Origin of the sequence: Zhongshania aliphaticivorans (assembly GCF_902705875.1) — a bacterium.
In the GTDB taxonomy this organism is placed as follows: Bacteria; Pseudomonadota; Gammaproteobacteria; order Pseudomonadales; family Spongiibacteraceae; genus Spongiibacter; species Spongiibacter aliphaticivorans_A.
Map to the genome: position 1 here is coordinate 1,991,059 of NZ_CACSIK010000001.1, position 19,212 is coordinate 2,010,270.

The following is a 19,212-nucleotide window of genomic DNA, read 5'->3' on the forward strand; positions in this document are numbered from 1 at the left end:
TCCCAAGGATTCAAAACCGTGATTTTACACGACCTGAACCAATAATGCCGTTTTACCGTAAACCAAGACTTTAAAGCTATTGCCGCTACTCGTAGAGCAAAGCAAGATCGTTTGGAAAGTATCCACGGTTTTGCTACCATTCGCTCCCCAGTAGCGCACCAAGGATACCCAGTGGAAAAAGCGTTTGCAGATATCATAAAAAAAATCGGTGAAGATCCTAATAGAGATGGGCTTTTAGATACTCCCGCTCGTGCAGCTAAAGCGTTTGAATTTTTAACTGAAGGTTATCACCGTGATGTAAATGACGTAGTTAATGACGCGTTGTTTGACTCTGATTGCAATGAAATGGTGGTTGTCTCTGACATCGAACTGTATTCACTTTGTGAACACCACCTTCTCCCATTTATTGGCAAGTGCCATGTCGCGTATATTCCACAAGGAAAAGTATTGGGACTGTCTAAAGTCGCCCGTATCGTTGACTTGTATGCGAGACGTTTACAAATTCAAGAAGGCCTAACAACCCAGATCGCCAATACTATGATGGACGTGACGGGTGCCGACGGCGTTGGCGTTATTATTGAAGCACGCCATATGTGCATGATGATGCGTGGCGTAGAAAAGCAAAATTCAGTGATGCGCACCAGCGCCATGCTGGGTGCTTTTAAAGACAATCAGGCTACTCGCACCGAATTTTTATCACTAATCAGCATGTAACCCACCTGATTAAGACCCATCATCATAGAGTCTAACGCTTTAGCCGCTAACTCTTGCAATTAAGGGCTTATAAAGCCCTTAATCCATTGCGCAATTTGACTTGCTTGAGCCTCCATATGGCAATGATGCTCACCTTCAATATTGTGTACTTCAAAACGATTTTCGATATTTATAGGTAGTGTCGACAACCATTTACCCATACCTTTATCGGCCGCTACCAACATAGCTGACGCTGATATCGCATTAATACTCGCCTGAAGCTGAGCACAACTTAATTTGATTGGAGATGCCAGCTTTAAGCGTTTATCACTACGCCAATAATAGCAGTTATTTTCAGCTTTAAAGGTTCCCCTTTCGACTATCAACGCTGCGGCCTTCTCAGTCATTGGGGTCACTTTCAATCGCGCTGTCACGGCCGCCTCAAAATCAGGATGTCCTCGGTCACCCGCCTTTGAAGGAGGCTTATTGTATTCGTGTAAATACTGACCTAACTGCCGCGGAAAATTGGCTTCATCTTCGGGTGGAGGTATTAAGCCATCCAAACACACAAGATGATCAACTCGTTCTGGACGCGCCGCACTAAGCAATGTGGCAATAATTGCTCCTCTTGAATGGCCAATCAGGGTAAAGTTCTGCCACCCCATCTGATCGGCCACCAAAAGAATACAGCGCAAATCACCCCAAATAGCATAATCACCCGACGGCGGCTTGTGATCACTTAAACCATGCCCCGGTAAATCAATAGCCAAAATATGGTAGTGAGGAAGCTGTTCAGCAAGGGCATCAAAACTTGCGGCATTGTCTAACCAGCCATGCAAAGCGATAACGGGTAAACCTCCCTGCTCACCCCACAACTTTGCAGCAATATTTAAGCCGGCAACATGAAACCACTTATCCAGCACTCGCTGGGTCATTTTCCGTTATGATCGTAATTAGGGTAATGACGGAGCCACTCCAAATTGCCACAGCCTTGGGCAATCACTTCAGCAGAAACCAAAGCCATACTTGCCGGCTGCATCCCCCAATAACTTTGGTTAGCACCACTGTGCCAATAGGCTATTGCATTACTGAGCAAGGGGTTATGTGAAACCAACAATAAACGCTCACCTGAAAATGTTGCGAGCATCGGCTCCAACTCTGACAAAGGCGTATCTGGCGTTAAGGATGACTTCAATCGCGGCCTAAGCTGCCAATCAATATTAAGGATTTCAGCGGTTTGCACCGCTCGCCGATAGGGGCTAACCCATAGCTCATCCGGCTGCCACTCAGTACTTTTTATCCATTCCGAGGCAGCCTGCACCTCCTCCCGGCCGCGTTCAGTTAACTCGCGCTCAATATCTGTTTTGGTATCCCAAGATGCCGTGCCATGTCGTATTAACAATATTTCCATAAGACCTATAACTTATTTAAGAACAAATTCAACATCGCGGCTCTGTTCTGCGCACATCATAGACCCGATAACATCACTGACTTTACTGCCATTATAAATAATATCGTAAAGGCCACTCACTAGGGGCATATAAATATCTAATGCCTCAGATTGCTCTTTCATTAACCTGAGGGTGTTAACACCTTCTGCAACTTGCCCTAAGCTGGCAACAACCTCATTGAGGTCTCTTCCCTTACCCAGCTCATAACCAACTCGGTAGTTACGGCTTAAAGGTGATGTGCAAGTTACAAATAAATCACCTACGCCCGCCAAGCCCATAAACGTCAAAGGGTCCGCTCCCTTTATAACTGCATAACGGCTCATTTCCGCTAAGCTGCGTGTCACCAACATACTAATTGTGTTATGACCACAGTCTAATGCTGCCGCCATGCCCGCCGTAATGGCGTAAACATTCTTTAAGGCACCAGCGAGCTCTACCCCATACATATCGCTGCCAGCGTACACCCTGAAATATGAACATTGCAGTATTTCTTGAACAACGGCATTTACGTCAGGGTCTTCACTCGCAATTACGGTCCCCGTAATCATTCTTGCCGCTAACTCTTTCGCAAGGTTAGGGCCGCTCATCACTCCCAAACGCACCTGAGGAAGCTCTTCCCGCAACACTTGACTCATCAGGGTATTGGTTTCGAACTCAATCCCCTTCGTTGTACTAACTAGTATCGTACCGGGCGCGAGATGATCAGCAAGTTGCTTGGCCACATCTCGGCTTGATTTACTCGGTATTGAAAAGAAAACCGCATCACAACCAGAAACGGTTTCTTTTAAATCACAACTAGCACGCAGTGACGGGTTTAATTTAATACCAGGGAGGTAAACTTCATTAGAGTGTCGCTCATTGACTTCCTTAACCCGCTCAGCGGTTCTCATCCATTGACAGGTATCATGACCATTGTCAGCCATGATATTTGCAATTGCGGTACCAAAACTACCACCACCAATAATCGCAACCTTATATTGTTTTGCCATACCGCCCTTAACTCCTGTCTTATTTAATGGGAGTTTATCATTGCTATCTATTACTTATACAAAAAAGGCGGCTCTCGCCGCCTTTTAATCTTTATTTAAGCACTTAGCTCTAAGAGCAGCTTATTTAACTTATGAACATAACTGGCTGGGTCCTCAAGCTGTGCACCCTCAGCCAAATGGGCTTGATCAAATAGCACTGCAACAAGGTCCGCAAAGCGGTCTTCATCACTTTCTTGGTCTAATTTAACCACCAGCGGGTGGCCAGGGTTTAACTCAAAAATAGGTTTACTTGGTGGAAGCGCCTGCCCAGCGGCTTCCATCATGCGCCGCATCTGAGCCCCCATATCATCCTCAGTAACAACCAAACACGCGGGAGATTCAGTCAGTCGGCTAGTAACGCGAACACTCTCCACCTTCTCCGTTAAGATAGTATTTACACGCTCAACCAAGTCTTTATGTTCTTCAGCCAAGACTTCTTGTGCTTTTTTCTCTTCTTCGTCTTCTAAGTCACCTAGATCGAGCTCGCCGCGACCAACATCTAAAAACGATTTTCCATCAAAATCGGCAAGATGATTCATCAACCAGTCATCCACACGCTCAGATAACAGTAATACTTCAATGCCCTTCTTACGGAAAACCTCTAAATGTGGGCTACTTGATGCCGTTTTGTGGCTTTCACCAGCAACATAGTAAATTTTAGTTTGCCCTTCTTTCATTCGAGCCACATAGTCTTCTAGCGAGTGCGTCTGCTCAGCTTTATTGTCATGTGTGGTGGCAAACCGTAGTAATTTGGCGATTTTTTCTTTATTGCCAAAGTCTTCCGCTGGCCCTTCTTTCAACACTTGGCCAAAGGCTTTCCAGAATTGCTGATATTTGTCGACATCATTTTTGGCAAGCTTACTAAGCATATCTAATACGCGCTTAGTAACTGCACTCTTCATTGCATCTACCGCAGGATCTTGCTGTAAAATTTCGCGAGACACATTTAACGATAAATCATTAGAATCAATAACACCTTTTACAAAGCGCAAATACAGTGGCAAAAATTGCTCAGCATCATCCATGATAAAGGTACGCTGGACGTATAATTTCAAACCACGAGCCGCATCTCGATTCCACAAATCCATTGGTGCTTGACCAGGCAAATACAACAAACTGGTGTACTCTAATTTGCCTTCGACCTTGTTGTGACTCCAGTTCAATGCAGGGCTAAAGTCGTGACTTACATGCTTATAGAAAGCCTGATACTCATCGTCAGTTACCTCACTACGAGGCCGAGTCCAAAGCGCCGTTGCACTATTTACCGCTTCAAATGTAGGCTCTTCCTTTTCTTCTCCTTCTTTTGGCTCAGGAGGAGTATTCAACATTTGAACTGGGATGCTAATGTGATCTGAGTATTTTTTAATAATTGAGCGAACACGCCAATCATCTGCAAACTCTGTGTCATCCGCTCGCAAATGCAACACCACGGTGGTGCCGCGATCAGTTTTTTCACAATCCTCGACAGAAAAATCAGCTTCGCCAGATGATTCCCAGTGCGTTGCCGAAGAAGGTGCATCTCCTGCCCGACGCGTGAATACTTCAACGCGCTCAGCAACAATAAACGCGGAGTAAAAACCAACACCAAATTGACCAATCAGCTGAGAATCTTTCTTGCCATCGCCACTTAAGTTCTTAAGAAATTCTGCCGTGCCCGATCTAGCAATAGTCCCCAGATTAGCGATAACCTCATCCCGTGACATACCAATACCGTTATCACTAATACTGAGGGTGTTATTTTCTTTGTCTAGCGTGACCCTAACCCTTAAATCGGCATCATCTTCATATAGCTCACCATTTGACAGCGCTTCATAGCGCAATTTGTCAGCCGCATCTGATGCATTTGAAACCAGCTCTCTAAGAAATATTTCTTTATTGCTATACATTGAGTGAATCATTAACTGGAGCATTTGCTTTGCTTCAGTTTGAAAACCCAGAGTTTCTTTTTCTGCTGTCGACATTTTCTTTACCTTTCTTTAAAAAATTAATCGCGCCCGCACCCTATGCGGCCAGTGCTTATAAGATGGGGGCAGCGCACTTAATTTCAAGGCATAAATCGATGAATCTATGGCAGCACACGGGACAATATAGCGTCAACGTCAAGACCTTGCGGCAAACAGCCATAAACAGCTTGCCCGCCAGCAAGTCGTGAACGGATAAACGCCTCCGCGACCACAGCAGGGGCAATGCTCACCAGTAATGATGCCTGCATTGTTAAGGCAAGCTGTTCAATAATATGACGTGCTCTAAATTCGAGGGCATCATCGGCAACAAATATCGATTTGATATTTTCAATCGCTTGATCAAGCAAGCTATATTGCCCAGCACTTTTTGCCATTTCAGTAAACCACCGCTCTAATACAGCCGGTGTTTTCTGCAGTGCGCGCAACACATCTAAAGCTTGGATATTCCCTGATCCCTCCCAGATGGCATTAATAGGAGCCTCTCGGTACAAGCGGGGCATAATACAGTTTTCAATCACTCCATTCCCCCCCAAACACTCCATCGCTTCATAAGCGTGACCGGGAGTACGCTTACATATCCAAAACTTCCCAACCGCCGTACCAAGACGCATTAACAACTGCTCAGCTGGGTCGTCGGCACTATCTAAGGCTTTTGCCATTCGCATGGTGAGCGCCAAGGATCCTTCAACTTCTAGCTGCAAATCGGCCAATACATTTTTCATTAGCGGCTGATCGATTAAACGCTCACCAAAAGCAGACCGTTGCCGAGCATGATTCACTGCCTGTACCACGGCCTGTCGCTGTCCTGCGGTAGAGCCAACCATACAATCAAAGCGAGTCAACGAGACCATTTCAATGATTGCAGAAACGCCACGCCCCTCCTCACCCACTAACCAACCATGGGCGTGTCGTAGCTCCACTTCAGAGGAAGCATTGGATACATTACCCATCTTATTTTTTAAGCGTTGAACATATAAACCGTTCTTATCGCCATTTTCTCGCCAGCGGGGTACCAAGAAACAGCTCAACCCCACAGTTGTTTTTGCTAACATTAAAAATGCATCACACATCGGCGCCGACAAAAACCATTTATGACCATTTATGTCATATTTTAAGCCGCACTCAGAATCGCCGATGAGTTGTGCTGTTGTGGTATTAGCTCGGACATCTGAACCACCTTGCTTTTCGGTCATCCCCATCCCAATAGTGACCGCACTTTTTTCAAAATAAGGGATATTGTCAGGCTCATAGCTATTATTAAGTATTTTAGGTAGCCAAATTTTAGCTAATTTTGGATTTAATTTGATGGTGGGAACAGAGGCAAAGGTCATCGTTAATGGGCAACCGTGGCCTGCCTCAATTTGTGACTGCATATAACTCAGAGTGGCACGCCTCACATTGGCATTATCCACTTTAGCCTGCCACGGCCCTGAGTGCAGGCCATTGCTTAAGGCCATATCCATTAACTGATGGTAGGCAGGGTGAAATTTAACAAGATCAACCCTATGCCCAAAACGGTCATGGGTTTCGAATTGCGGCTTATTTTCATTGGCATCAAAGCCCCAAGAAATCACTTCCTCACTACCACAGCGCGCGCCATATTCACTTAGGCCTGCATTATTTGATAAACCAAAATACTTGAGCAGTCCTTGCAGAGGTGCATCGGTGTCATACATATTATAGTTGGCGAGAGAATCAGATTGATTAAAGACTTGATGCGTCTCCGCATCACTACCTTCCTCTATTTCACTATTTTCATATAATGACATCATGACACCTCAATTATTTATTCTCTGAAAATTCAACAACACCGATCGCCCGCAAACAAAACTCACCCAAGGCTTTTGTCGTTAATTCATTGCACGCTGCATGACCTAGTGGACCCAAGAGACTTTCAGCCATCGCACCCACTAAAGCTGACGCTGACAACGCTGGATTTTGGGCAACCAAAACCCCACTATCCACCCCTTCCTGTATGACTGCTTCAAAGAGCGCAGAATAGGTCTTTCGATATTCTAAACGTGCTAAATCAACCGCAGGATCAACAGGTTCTGCAATTAAAGCCCAAGCAAGCTTTGGCGCCGCAAAAGCACGCTGCGCGAAAACCTGAGATGCCGCAACGACCCTATTAGGTACCGACTCATCAATTGCCAGTGTTAGCTTTACCGACTCAACTTCTCTGGCAGTTGCTCGCCGAAATACCTCAGTGCTTAACTCATCTTTATTACTAAAATACCGATAGACAGTACCAACCCCAACGCCCGCACTTTTTGCAAGCGCCTGAATCGTAAGCGCGCCAAAGCCTCCCTCCCTTACTAGAGTCTCTGCAGCATAAAGCAGAGCTGATTTTTGCGTGGCTTTGCGCTGTTTAACCAAAGACGTTTCACGATAAGCCATAAAAACTCCACAAAACCACCAACAAGTGAATCAAGATTCACTTGTTGGTGGAGAATAATACGATGCACATACTTACCGCAAGTCTAAAACGAAAAAAGGCGGCCGAAGCCGCCTTTTCAACATAACGCTTAGATCTTACCAACCGGTAATTTCTTTTAGCGCTACACCGATGTCCGCTAAAGAGCGAACCGTTTTAACACCAGCATCTTGCAATGCAGCAAACTTCTCATCTGCAGTACCTTTACCACCAGAGATGATCGCGCCAGCATGACCCATACGTTTACCTGCCGGCGCAGTAACACCCGCAATATAAGACACAACAGGCTTAGAAACGTTTTCTTTAATGTAAGCAGCCGCTTCTTCTTCAGCAGAACCACCGATCTCACCAATCATTACGATGGCTTCAGTCGCTGGGTCTTTCTCGAACAAAGCGAGAATGTCGATGAAGTTAGAACCTGGAATTGGGTCACCACCAATACCAACACAAGTAGACTGGCCAAAACCGAAGTCAGTAGTTTGCTTAACCGCTTCGTAGGTCAATGTACCAGAGCGTGAAACGATACCGACCTTACCTGGCAAGTGAATGTGACCAGGCATGATACCTATCTTACATTCACCCGGTGTAATAACACCTGGGCAGTTAGGGCCAACTAAGCGAACGCCCATTTCGTCACATTTAACTTTACACTCAAGCATATCCATTACTGGAATGTGCTCAGTGATACATACGATAAGCTTGATACCTGAGTTAGCAGCTTCAAGGATAGAATCCTTACAAAAAGCAGCTGGAACATAGATCACAGAAGCATCCGCGCCAGTGGCGTCAACCGCTTCTTGAACCGTGTTAAAAACAGGTAAACCAAGATGCTCGGTTCCGCCTTTGCCTGGTGTTACACCACCAACCATTTGCGTACCGTAAGCAATCGCTTGCTCAGAGTGGAAAGTACCTTGACCACCAGTAAAACCTTGACAGATTACCTTGGTGTTCTTGTCGATTAGAATAGACATTATTTGCCCCCCGCTGCTTTAACAGCTTGCTGAGCCGCGTCAGTTAGACTGGTAGCCGCGATGATATCAAGGCCAGAGTCAGACAAAAGCTTTGAACCCAGCTCTGCATTGTTACCTTCTAAGCGAACCACAACCGGTACGCTAACACCCACTTCTTTCACTGCGCCGATAATACCTTCGGCAATCAGGTCACAACGTACAATACCGCCAAAGATGTTAACCAAAACGGCTTTTACATTGCTGTCTTCGAGGATGATTTTAAACGCTTCAGTAACACGCTCTTTTGTTGCACCACCACCTACGTCAAGGAAGTTCGCAGGGAAACCGCCGTGCAAAGACACTATATCCATAGTACCCATTGCCAAGCCAGCACCGTTAACCATGCAACCAATATTACCAGTCAAGGCAACGTAGTTAAGATCCCACTCTGCTGCACGCGCTTCGCGCTCATCTTCCTGCGAAGGATCATGCATGAGTTTTAATTCTGGGTGACGATACATTGCATTGCCATCAACAACCAATTTGGCGTCTAAGCAGTGCAAATTACCTTCACTCGTAATAACTAATGGGTTAATTTCCATTAAAGCTAAGTCTTTGTCTTGGAATAATTTAGCCAAGCCCAAGAATATTTTAACAAATTGCTTAACTTGAGTTGGGTTTAAGCCCAACTGGAAAGCTAATTCACGCCCTTGATAAGGTTGTGCACCAGTCAAAGGATCGATAATTGCTTTGAGAATCTTCTCTGGAGTCTCTTCTGCAACTTTCTCGATTTCTACACCACCTTCTGTAGACGCCATGAAAACAATGCGACGTGAAGAACGATCGACAACTGCACCTAAGTACAACTCTTGATCAATATCTGTGCATGACTCAACCAATATTTTAGAAACTGGTTGGCCATTTTCATCTGTCTGATAAGTCACTAGGTTTTTGCCTAGCCACTGCTCAGCAAATGCTGATATCTCTTCTTTGCTGGTAACTAGCTTAACGCCGCCAGCTTTGCCTCGGCCACCGGCGTGAACTTGAGCTTTAACAACCCATTTGTCACCGCCAATTTTATCAGCTGCAGCTGCAGCCTCTTCCGGGGTATCACAGGCGAAACCTGTAGAAACAGGTAGCCCGTATTCAGCAAACAATTGTTTGCCCTGGTACTCGTGAAGGTTCATGTTTGAATTACCATCTCGGTCTGTGGAAGTGTTAAGCGAGTTAGATCCTGTCAGTGACTTGGCCCGCTCCCTTTGCACATTGCAGTAACAACGCGAATTCGGGATGCGTATTTTCCCGAATTTCGCGCACTACCGCAAATCTATTTACGCTTCTTGCGATTAGGCATATGGATAGCGTTGCCATTTACTGCGAGTGCAGCTTCATGGACTGCTTCAGAGAGTGTTGGATGACCAAAAACAGTCAAACCAATATCTTCTGCAGAAGAGCCAAACTCCATGGCAATAACAACCTGCTGCACTAAGTCAGCCGCACTTGCACCAATAATATGGCAGCCAAGAATACGATCTGTGTCTTCATGGGCAAGTATTTTCACCATGCCCACTGCGTCATTTGCAGCAACTGCTCGACCAATTGCCGCAAAGGGGAATGTTCCCACCTTATAAGCAATTCCATCAGCCTTTAATTGTTCTTCTGTTTTACCGACGCCAGCAATTTCTGGGTGGGTATAAATAACAGAAGGAATACAGTCGTAGTTCATAGAAGCTTTGTGGCCAGCGATCCGCTCTGCAACCATAACCCCTTCTTCAGAGCCTTTATGCGCTAGCATAGGACCCCGCACGATATCACCAACAGCATAAATACCGGCCGCATCTGTCTCACAATGATCGCCGACAAAAATAAAGCCACGCTCATCTAAATTAACGCCGCAATCTGGTGACAATAAACCACTGCTCATTGGCTTACGGCCAACACAAACAATTAACTTGTCGAAAGTTTCGGTCTTTTCTTCATCATTATGAGTATAACTAACTTCAACTTTGCCATCGCTTGTTTTAGTCGCAGTAACTCGTGCGCCCAAGCGGATATCCAAACCTTGCTTTTTAAAGACTTTAGCGGCTTCTTTAGCAATCTGACCGTCTACCGCAGGCAAGAATGACTCCAGTGCTTCTAAAACAATGACCTCACTACCCAAGCGTGACCAAACACTGCCAAGCTCAAGCCCGATAACACCCGCACCAATCACACCCAGTTTTCCTGGAATACTTTGAAACTCGAGCGCACCAGTAGAATCAACAATAATATCTTGATCAACAGGAGCTGGCGGAATTGCTACAGGAATAGAACCAGCAGCAATGATAATATTTTCCGCCTCTAAAGTACTTACACTGCCATCTGCTGCAGTGACTTCGACTTTTTTACCGGCTAAAACCTTGCCGGTGCCCTCTACAGAAGTGACACCGTTGGCTTGAAACAAGCCACCGATCCCGCCAACCATCTGAGCAATAACGGCATCTTTACGCTCTATCATCGCTGGAACGTCTATGGTGACATCACCAGTTCCAATACCATGCGTAGCGTAGCTTTCTTTAACTTCATGATACTTATAGCTGCTATCGAGTAGCGCTTTTGAGGGTATACAACCCACATTTAGGCAAGTTCCACCCAAGGCTAACTTATCACTTTTATTGCGTGCTTTTTCAATACATGCGGTTTTCAAACCAAGTTGTGCAGCACGTATAGCGGCGACGTAACCCGCAGGACCAGAACCAATGACTACCACATCATATTTTGACATTTTCTCTTCCTGTTCTTTAGTTAGTGACCGACCATGTGATCAATCACATCTAAATAATAAACATGCCAAGCTTACGGCTTCATCACGTTGAGCTCGGCAAACTTAAACGCTTAAACTTCTAACAATATCCGCGCTGGATCTTCAATTAAGTCTTTAATCGCAACAAGGAATTGAACCGCATCTTTACCATCCACCAGGCGGTGATCGTAAGACAAAGCAAGATACATCATTGGCTGAATAACAACTTCGCCATTTACTGCCATGGGACGATCTTGGATTTTATGCATGCCCAAGATGGCCGTTTGAGGTGGATTTAATATTGGCGTCGATAACAACGACCCAAACACACCGCCATTAGTAATAGTAAATGTGCCGCCGGTCATATCTTCAATTGCTAGCTTACCGTCTTTTGCACGCAGACCGTACTCACGCACTTTTTCTTCAATCTTGGCGAGACTCATATTTTCCGCATCGCGAAGCACTGGTACAACTAAGCCTTTCTCCGTGGAGACCGCCACACCAACATCTTGAAAGCCGTGATAAACAACATCATCGCCATCTATTGAAGCGTTTACCGCAGGGAAACGTTTCAAGGACTCACAAGCCGCTTTTACAAAAAAGCCCATGAAGCCAAGGCGAGTGCCATTATGTGACTTCTCAAATAAATCCTTGTATTGGTTACGCAGATCCATGACCGGCTTCATATTTACTTCATTAAAGGTCGTAAGCATCGCCGTTGTATGAGTCGCCTCTAATAGGCGCTCAGCAATACGCTTACGCAAGCGAGTCATTGGGACACGTTTTTCAATGCGTTCACCAGCGGGAACTTCAACCGCCGGAGCAGCTGGCGCAGCGGCTTTAGCTGGTGCCGCAGAAGCAGGCTTGTAATTAACAACGTCTTCTTTAGTAATGACGCCGCCCTTGCCCGTGCCAGTAATAGCAGAAGCATCAAGGCCTTTTTCATCTATTAACTTGCGGGCAGCTGGACTTACTTTCAAATCTGCAGCAGGCGCTGGAGCCGCTTCAGGTTCAGCTGGAGCTACAGATTCGGTTGCCGTCGCAGCAGCGCCTTCTTCAAACTTAGCAACAAGTTCATCACTAAGAACGGTATCGCCCTCTGCTTTAATAATTTCGGTTAATACGCCATCTGCAGGAGCAACCACCTCTAAAACAACTTTATCAGTTTCTATATCTACTAAGGGCTCGTCGCGAGTCACAGCTTCACCGACTTGTTTGTGCCATGTTGCAATGGAACCGTCTGCGACTGATTCCGGAAATGTTGGCGCTTTGATTTCAGTACTCATCACTCTTCCTGTCAATTAATATCGCTGTACGAGACAGTCTTTATAATTTGATTAAAACTTTAATTATTTAAAGTTTTAAAGCCTGTTTAATAAATTTCTCTTGCTGCTCAAGGTGCAATGCCATATAGCCTGCCGCTGGTGATGCCGAAGGCTCACGCCCAACATAACCAAGCAATAAATTTTTCTCAGGCTTAAAGCTACGAATCACTCTCGTCATCCGGTGACGGCTGTTATACCAAGCACCCTGATTTCGTGGTTCTTCCTGGCACCAAACCACTTTTTTAAGGTTTGGATAACCGGCAATAGCATTACGTAAATCGTCATACGGGAACGGATAAACCTGTTCAAGGCGAACGATTGCAACTGAGTCTTTACCATGCTCTCGGCGTGCTGCACGCAAGTCGTAATACACCTTACCACTACATAAAATCATGCGGGTAACTTTAGATTTATCAATATCATCGGTCTCATCAATCACATTTTGGAATTGACCTTGAGTCAATTCCTCGATGCTAGACACCGCCTCTTTATGACGTAGCAAGCTCTTAGGCGACATAACCACTAGCGGGCGACGCAAGGGTCTGATCGCCTGCCGACGCAGCATGTGGTAAACCTGTGCTGGGGTTGATGGCACACACACTTGAATATTATGCTCAGCACATAACTGCAAGAAACGCTCCAGTCGTGCAGACGAATGCTCTGGTCCCTGCCCTTCATAACCATGCGGCAACAGCATAGTAAGACCACATAGACGGCCCCACTTTAGTTCACCACTGCTAATAAACTGGTCAATGACAACTTGTGCGCCATTCGCAAAATCACCAAATTGAGCTTCCCAAATGACAAGCGAATCTGGCTGCGTTGTCGAATAACCATACTCAAACGCTAGAACAGCCTCTTCTGAAAGCAGAGAATCAAAAATAGAAAAGTCAGGTTGATCTTCTGACATATTCTGGAGTGGAACATAACGCCGCGCATCAGATTGGCTGTGTAAAACAGCATGGCGATGAGAGAAGGTGCCGCGCCCTACATCTTGACCGGTTAACCGCACCTTATGGCCTTGCTTTAGCAGAGAGCCGTAAGCGAGAACTTCTGCAAAGCCCCAGTTGATGGGCATTGCACCGGCCGCCATTTTACGACGATCTTCATAAATTTTTGCAACTTGGCGCTGTACAACAATACCTTCAGGTATCGCATTCACAAGGTCCGCTGTTTCCTTAAATAGCTTTGTATCTATCGACGTATCGCTGGAAACATCCCATGCGTGACCAAGATACGGGCTCCAATCAACAAAAAGCTCGCTATTGGGTTGCATCACTAAACTCTTGGCAACGTGCTCACCATTTTCAAGAGCCTGGCGGTAATCGGTTGCCATTTTATCCGCTAACTCTTTGGTGATAACACCTTCATCAAGGAGCTTGTTTACATAAAGTTCACGCGTTGTTTTTTGCTTACTAATTTTGCTATACATCAAAGGCTGGGTACCTGAGGGCTCATCAGCCTCATTGTGCCCACGACGGCGGTAGCAAATCAGATCAACGACAACATCCTTTTTGAACTCTTGACGGAAGTCGGCAGCTAACTGGCTAACAAATAGTACTGCTTCAGGGTCATCACCATTAACGTGAAAAATCGGCGCCTGAACCATCTTAGCAACATCAGTACAGTATTCAGTCGAGCGCGCATCTTCCTGCAAGCTAGTTGTAAAACCAACTTGGTTATTGATAACGATATGGACGGTACCACCCGTTTTATAAGCACGGGTTTGAGACATTTGAAATGTCTCCATGACCACACCCTGACCAGCAAATGCAGCATCACCATGTAATACGATTGGAACAACTTTATCGCCAATAGGGTCATTTCGACGATCTTGACGAGCACGAACTGAACCCTCAACGACGGGTGATACTATTTCCAAGTGCGACGGGTTGAATGCCAAGGCTAAATGAACTTCACCACCGGGTGTCATCACATTAGATGAAAAGCCCTGATGATACTTAACGTCTGCAGAACCTTGATATTTAACCTTGCCTTCAAATTCATCAAATAATTCAGCGGGGTTTTTACCTAATATGTTCACCAATAAGTTAAGGCGGCCTCGGTGAGCCATACCAATAACCATTTCCTTGGCACCGTAGGAACCGGCGCGCTGGATAATAGCGTCCATCATTGGAATTAAGCTTTCACCGCCTTCAAGACCAAACCGCTTAGTTCCGGGGTATTTTGAGCCTAATGATTTTTCCAAGCCTTCTGCGGCACTTAAACGCTCAAGCAGATGTGTACGAGCTTCAAGACCGTACTGTGGTTGAGAACGAACACTTTCCATTCGCTGTTGAATCCACGTTCTCTCACGGGTATCAACAATGTGCATAAACTCTGCACCAACAGAGCGACAATACGTAGCGCGCAACGCATCGTAAATATCTCTCAAGGTCGCCTGATCTTTACCAATATAGAGGCTGCCAGTTTGGAAGGTGGTATCGAAGTCCGCTTCACTTAACTGGTGATATTGCAACTCAAGGTCAGGCACTCTTGACCGCTGCCATAGCCCTAGAGGGTCAAGTTCAGCCTCTTGATGACCACGCTGTCGATACGCACTAACAAGCTGGATAACTCTAACTTGCTTGCGCTCGTGAACACTGACATCGCTGCTGACTGGGCCATTATAGCGAATGGGGGTTTTCGCCAATTGCGCAAAGTGATCACGCACTGGCGAATGAGGAATCTCATGAATAGCACTTTCACTAACGCGGGGTAATTGTTGGAAATAATTACGCCATTCGTCAGATACGGCGTTTGGATCTGTGAGGAAGGCTTCATACAACTCTTCTACGTAAGTCGCATTACCGCCAGATATATGTGAGCTTTTCCATAGAAGCTCCATCGAATTTTTCTGCATTCCTGTCCACCTAAAAATAAGGGAAGTGGCAGTCTGAATGATAATTGCCCGATAAGGCACTTCTCACCCTGTGTAGCCCTGCAACATTCAGTGTACGCTGCAGAGCCGACTCGTACCACAGGGAACGTCCCTTCCCTTGTATACGTTTAACGCTCATAAAGTGCCGGTAAGCACCGAGTTGTATTTTTTGGCGCTGCTCGTAAACAACGCCACAGGACTTACTTCTTCGCAGAATTTATAGCTCGGCATATGCCGAGGGAATACTTAGGTTGCTCTGCTTAGCAACATATTCCGAATATGACCAATTGCCTTGGTTGGGTTCAAGCCTTTCGGGCAAACATTGACGCAGTTTTGAATACCGTGACAACGGAAAACACTAAAAGGATCGTCAAGATCACCTAGGCGCTCTTCGGTTGCGGTATCGCGACTATCTGCCAAAAAGCGGTAGGCCTGTAACAAACCACTTGGACCAATGAAACGATCAGGGTTCCACCAAAATGACGGACAAGCTGTTGAACAACATGCACAGAGAATGCATTCGTACAAACCATCCAGCTTTTCACGCTCTTCAGGTGACTGAAGACGTTCGATAGCTGGCGCTGGTGTGTCATTTAATAAGAACGGCTTAATCTTTTCATACTGCTTGTAAAAAAGACTCATATCAATAACGAGGTCACGAATAACCGGCAAGCCAGGCAAGGGGCGCAAAACTAACTTATTCCCGCCTTTGCCGTTTTTTAGCGCTTCAGAAATTGGCGTAACACACGCTAAACCGTTTTTGCCATTGATATTCATACCATCAGAGCCACATACTCCCTCACGGCAAGAACGTCGGTATGCCAACGACGGATCAGTGCCTTTTAGCAGTTCTAGAACATCCAATACCATCAGGTCTTTGCCCGCAGTATCTAGCTCTACTTCCTGCATGTACGGTTCCTGATCAGTTTCAGGATTATAACGATAGAGACTAACTTTCAACATATCCGTTTTCTCCTGAATCAGTACGTACGAATTTTGGGTGCAAAAGCTTCACGCGTTTTAGGCGTAAAGTTAACGCCCCGCTTAGCCACACGTTTGTCACTTGGGAAGTAAACGGAGTGACACAACCAGTTTTCATCATCACGCTCGGTGAAGTCTTCACGAGCATGTGCGCCACGACTCTCAGTGCGAGCCTCGGCGGCAATAGCCGTAGCTTCCGCTACTTCAAACAAGTTGTGCAATTCAAGCGCTTCAATACGTGCGGTATTGTATGCATTGCTCTTGTCTTCCAAATGCGCGTTTTCTATGCGCACTCGTAGCTCGGCAAGCTTTTTAATACCCTCTTGCATAAAGTCACCACGACGGAAGACGCCAAAGTGATTCTGCATGATAGTTTGCAGTTCAGTACGCAGAGCTGAAACACTTTCACCACCAGTGGTGCTATTGATCTTATTCAAACGTGACATTGCCGCATCAATATTCGCTTCCGTGGCATCTTTCATTTCAATGCCTTCACGCAAACTCTTCTCGATGAACAAGCCAGAAGAACGACCAAACACCACCAAATCTAACAGCGAGTTGCCACCCAAACGGTTAGCACCATGCACAGATACGCAAGCAACCTCACCACAGGCATATAAGCCTGGGATAACGGTGTCATTACCCTCAGCATCAACCGTTAGAGCTTGACCGTTAACATTGGTAGGAATACCGCCCATCATATAATGACAAGTAGGTACAACTGGGACCGGCTCTTTCACAGGATCAGCGTGAGCAAAAGTACGTGAAAGCTCACAAATACCTGGCAAGCGGCTTTCTAATACCTCTTCACCAAGATGATCCAGCTTCAAGTAAACATGATCGCCATTTGGCCCACAACCACGCCCCTCAAGAATCTCTAAGGTCATTGACCGAGCTACAACGTCACGACCCGCCAAGTCTTTGGCGTTGGGTGCATAACGCTCCATGAAGCGCTCACCGTCTTTATTGACTAGGTAACCACCTTCACCGCGACAGCCCTCAGTTACAAGAACACCTGCACCAGCGATACCGGTAGGGTGAAACTGCCACATTTCGATATCTTGTACCGGGAAGCCCGCACGCAAAGCCATACCCACACCGTCACCAGTATTGATATGCGCATTGGTAGTAGAGGCATAAATACGACCAGCACCGCCTGTTGCGAATACCGTGGCTTTAGATTTAACGTAAACCACTTCGCCAGTTTCGATGCAAATAGCGATAACACCAACGACTTCGCCGTCTTCGTTTTTCACCAAATCAGTGGCATACCACTCGTTGAAGAACACAGTATTGTTCTTCAAATTACCTTGATACAAGGTGTGTAACAGCGCGTGACCAGTACGGTCTGCTGCCGCACAAGTCCGCGCAGCCTGACCACCTTCACCAAAATTTTTCGACTGACCACCGAATGGACGCTGATAAATACGCCCTTCTTCAGTACGTGAAAAAGGCATACCCATATGATCCAGTTCGTAAACTGCTTCTGGGCCGACCTGACACATATACTCAATCGCTTCTTGATCACCGATGTAATCGGAACCTTTTACGGTGTCATACATATGCCACTGCCACTGATCTTGTGGATCAGAGCTCGCGATCGCACAAGTAATACCGCCCTGTGCAGATACGGTATGCGAACGAGTAGGAAATACTTTTGAAATTACTGCTGTTTTGTAACCAGACTGCGCCAATTGCAACGCTGCACGCATACCTGCGCCACCGCCACCTACAATTACACCGTCAAAAGAGATAGTACGAATATTAGCCATTGTTTAACTCCAAAGAATCTGGATGCCCCAAACGAGGTAGGTGAACAAAACAACAGCCGAAGCTGCCTGGAACGCCAAGCGCAACACTGTGCCTCGGCCACCCATCATTCGCTCAGTTAAATAGTCAGTAGATACCGACCACAAACCGATCCACGCATGTGCAACAATGGACAACACCGCAGCGGTGCTAAAGACACGCATAAAAGTGCTATCAAAATAACCACTCCACTGTGCATAGGTTAACTCTGAACCACCACACACCAGATAAAAACCAACCACCAACATATATGCCAGCAGTACCACACCGGAAACTCGCTGCACCAGCCAGTCAGATAATCCGTTGCGCCCAAGATTCGTTACTGAATTTACCATATCCACAACCCCGTCAGCAGGACCAACACCGCTGTAACAGCTAATACTAATTTGGCTGCAGTTTCGCCACCTTCCATCGACTCACCAACGCCTGCATCCATAAACAAATGCTTAACACCAGCAGCAGAGTGGTAGCTCAAACCGATTAATACCGCCCAAATACTCAGCTTCCCCCAAAAAGATGCCAAACATGCTTTCGCCTGCTCAAAGCCTTCAGGGCCATCTAGGCTTGTGCCTAGCAACCAAAACAGCAGGGCTACGCCCGCCACAAGAAACACACCACTTACGCGGTGTAAAATAGAGGTATATGCGGTAATCGGCAGTGCGATTGTCCCGATATCCAGATTTACAGGTCGTTTATCGTTCACGGTTTTTGCCACACTTTTAATTTCTGGCCCATTTACTACGAGCGGTTTAAAGGGAGTGGATCAATCAAATACCGAACTCTCCAATTCGGCATCGCTTCTTTGGGAGCGTCAAAATCACGCAAAGTCCCTAAGAAACGCCGCGCATTATAGGGCCAAGCCCAGGCAATTACAAACCCCCACAATTGACGGTTCATCCCGCCAAAGAACACCA

General features: G+C 46.1%; 16 protein-coding genes. 1 reads left to right on the top strand and 15 read right to left on the bottom strand.

Features of this window, described 5'->3' with window-relative positions:
• Nucleotides 1-171 precede the first annotated feature (171 nt).
• Nucleotides 172-714: a GTP cyclohydrolase I FolE gene (gene folE, locus AELLOGFF_RS09080; protein WP_159268442.1), complete on the top strand. Its 543-nt coding sequence runs from the start codon at nt 172-174 to the stop codon at nt 712-714.
• Nucleotides 715-773: 59 nt separating this feature from the next.
• Here folE and AELLOGFF_RS09085 read toward each other — a convergent pair whose 3' ends face one another.
• The 15 genes from AELLOGFF_RS09085 to sdhC form a co-directional block, all read right to left on the bottom strand.
• A complete protein-coding gene (locus tag AELLOGFF_RS09085) occupies nt 774-1,616 on the bottom strand; it encodes an alpha/beta fold hydrolase (RefSeq protein WP_159268443.1) in 843 nt (280 codons plus the stop codon).
• Between the two features lie 8 nt (nt 1,617-1,624).
• Nucleotides 1,625-2,104 carry a phosphohistidine phosphatase SixA gene (sixA, locus tag AELLOGFF_RS09090; RefSeq protein ID WP_159268444.1) on the bottom strand — a complete coding sequence of 160 codons (480 nt, stop codon included), beginning with the start codon at nt 2,102-2,104 and terminating at the stop codon, nt 1,625-1,627.
• A 12-nt stretch (nt 2,105-2,116) separates the two neighbouring features.
• The gene (locus tag AELLOGFF_RS09095) at nt 2,117-3,133 is read right to left on the bottom strand and encodes an NAD(P)H-dependent glycerol-3-phosphate dehydrogenase (RefSeq protein ID WP_159268445.1); all 1,017 of its coding nucleotides are present in this window, start codon (nt 3,131-3,133) and stop codon (nt 2,117-2,119) included.
• A gap of 95 nt (nt 3,134-3,228) precedes the next feature.
• Nucleotides 3,229-5,133, bottom strand: a complete 1,905-nt coding sequence (gene htpG / locus AELLOGFF_RS09100) for a molecular chaperone HtpG (protein WP_159268446.1) — start codon at nt 5,131-5,133, stop codon at nt 3,229-3,231.
• Nucleotides 5,134-5,237: 104 nt separating this feature from the next.
• A complete protein-coding gene (locus AELLOGFF_RS09105) occupies nt 5,238-6,908 on the bottom strand; it encodes an acyl-CoA dehydrogenase family protein (protein WP_159268447.1) in 1,671 nt (556 codons plus the stop codon).
• A gap of 10 nt (nt 6,909-6,918) precedes the next feature.
• Complete coding sequence (locus AELLOGFF_RS09110) at nt 6,919-7,533, bottom strand: TetR/AcrR family transcriptional regulator (RefSeq protein ID WP_159268448.1); 615 nt, start codon at nt 7,531-7,533, stop codon at nt 6,919-6,921.
• Nucleotides 7,534-7,668: 135 nt separating this feature from the next.
• Nucleotides 7,669-8,541 (bottom strand): succinate--CoA ligase subunit alpha, encoded by an 873-nt coding sequence (gene sucD, locus AELLOGFF_RS09115; protein ID WP_159268449.1) that lies wholly within the window; start codon nt 8,539-8,541, stop codon nt 7,669-7,671.
• On the bottom strand, nt 8,541-9,707 hold the full coding sequence (sucC, locus tag AELLOGFF_RS09120; RefSeq protein ID WP_159268450.1) for an ADP-forming succinate--CoA ligase subunit beta: 1,167 nt from the start codon (nt 9,705-9,707) through the stop codon (nt 8,541-8,543). Before sucC ends, sucD begins: the two co-directional genes overlap by 1 nt.
• Before the next feature lie 140 nt (nt 9,708-9,847).
• Entirely contained in the window at nt 9,848-11,284 is a 1,437-nt protein-coding gene (gene lpdA, locus AELLOGFF_RS09125; protein ID WP_159268451.1) for a dihydrolipoyl dehydrogenase, read from the bottom strand.
• Nucleotides 11,285-11,394: 110 nt separating this feature from the next.
• Nucleotides 11,395-12,588: a 2-oxoglutarate dehydrogenase complex dihydrolipoyllysine-residue succinyltransferase gene (gene odhB / locus AELLOGFF_RS09130; protein ID WP_159268452.1), complete on the bottom strand. Its 1,194-nt coding sequence runs from the start codon at nt 12,586-12,588 to the stop codon at nt 11,395-11,397.
• Between the two features lie 67 nt (nt 12,589-12,655).
• On the bottom strand, nt 12,656-15,490 hold the full coding sequence (locus AELLOGFF_RS09135; RefSeq protein WP_159268453.1) for a 2-oxoglutarate dehydrogenase E1 component: 2,835 nt from the start codon (nt 15,488-15,490) through the stop codon (nt 12,656-12,658).
• A 264-nt stretch (nt 15,491-15,754) separates the two neighbouring features.
• Nucleotides 15,755-16,471, bottom strand: coding sequence for a succinate dehydrogenase iron-sulfur subunit (locus AELLOGFF_RS09140; protein ID WP_159268454.1), 717 nt, complete (start codon nt 16,469-16,471; stop codon nt 15,755-15,757).
• A gap of 17 nt (nt 16,472-16,488) precedes the next feature.
• On the bottom strand, nt 16,489-18,261 hold the full coding sequence (gene sdhA / locus AELLOGFF_RS09145) for a succinate dehydrogenase flavoprotein subunit (protein ID WP_200842630.1): 1,773 nt from the start codon (nt 18,259-18,261) through the stop codon (nt 16,489-16,491).
• A gap of 3 nt (nt 18,262-18,264) precedes the next feature.
• On the bottom strand, nt 18,265-18,633 hold the full coding sequence (gene sdhD, locus AELLOGFF_RS09150) for a succinate dehydrogenase, hydrophobic membrane anchor protein (RefSeq protein WP_159268455.1): 369 nt from the start codon (nt 18,631-18,633) through the stop codon (nt 18,265-18,267).
• Nucleotides 18,627-19,001: a succinate dehydrogenase, cytochrome b556 subunit gene (sdhC, locus tag AELLOGFF_RS09155; protein WP_159268456.1), complete on the bottom strand. Its 375-nt coding sequence runs from the start codon at nt 18,999-19,001 to the stop codon at nt 18,627-18,629. The genes sdhD and sdhC overlap by 7 nt, the downstream gene beginning before the upstream one ends.
• Between the last annotated feature and the right edge of the window lie 211 nt (nt 19,002-19,212).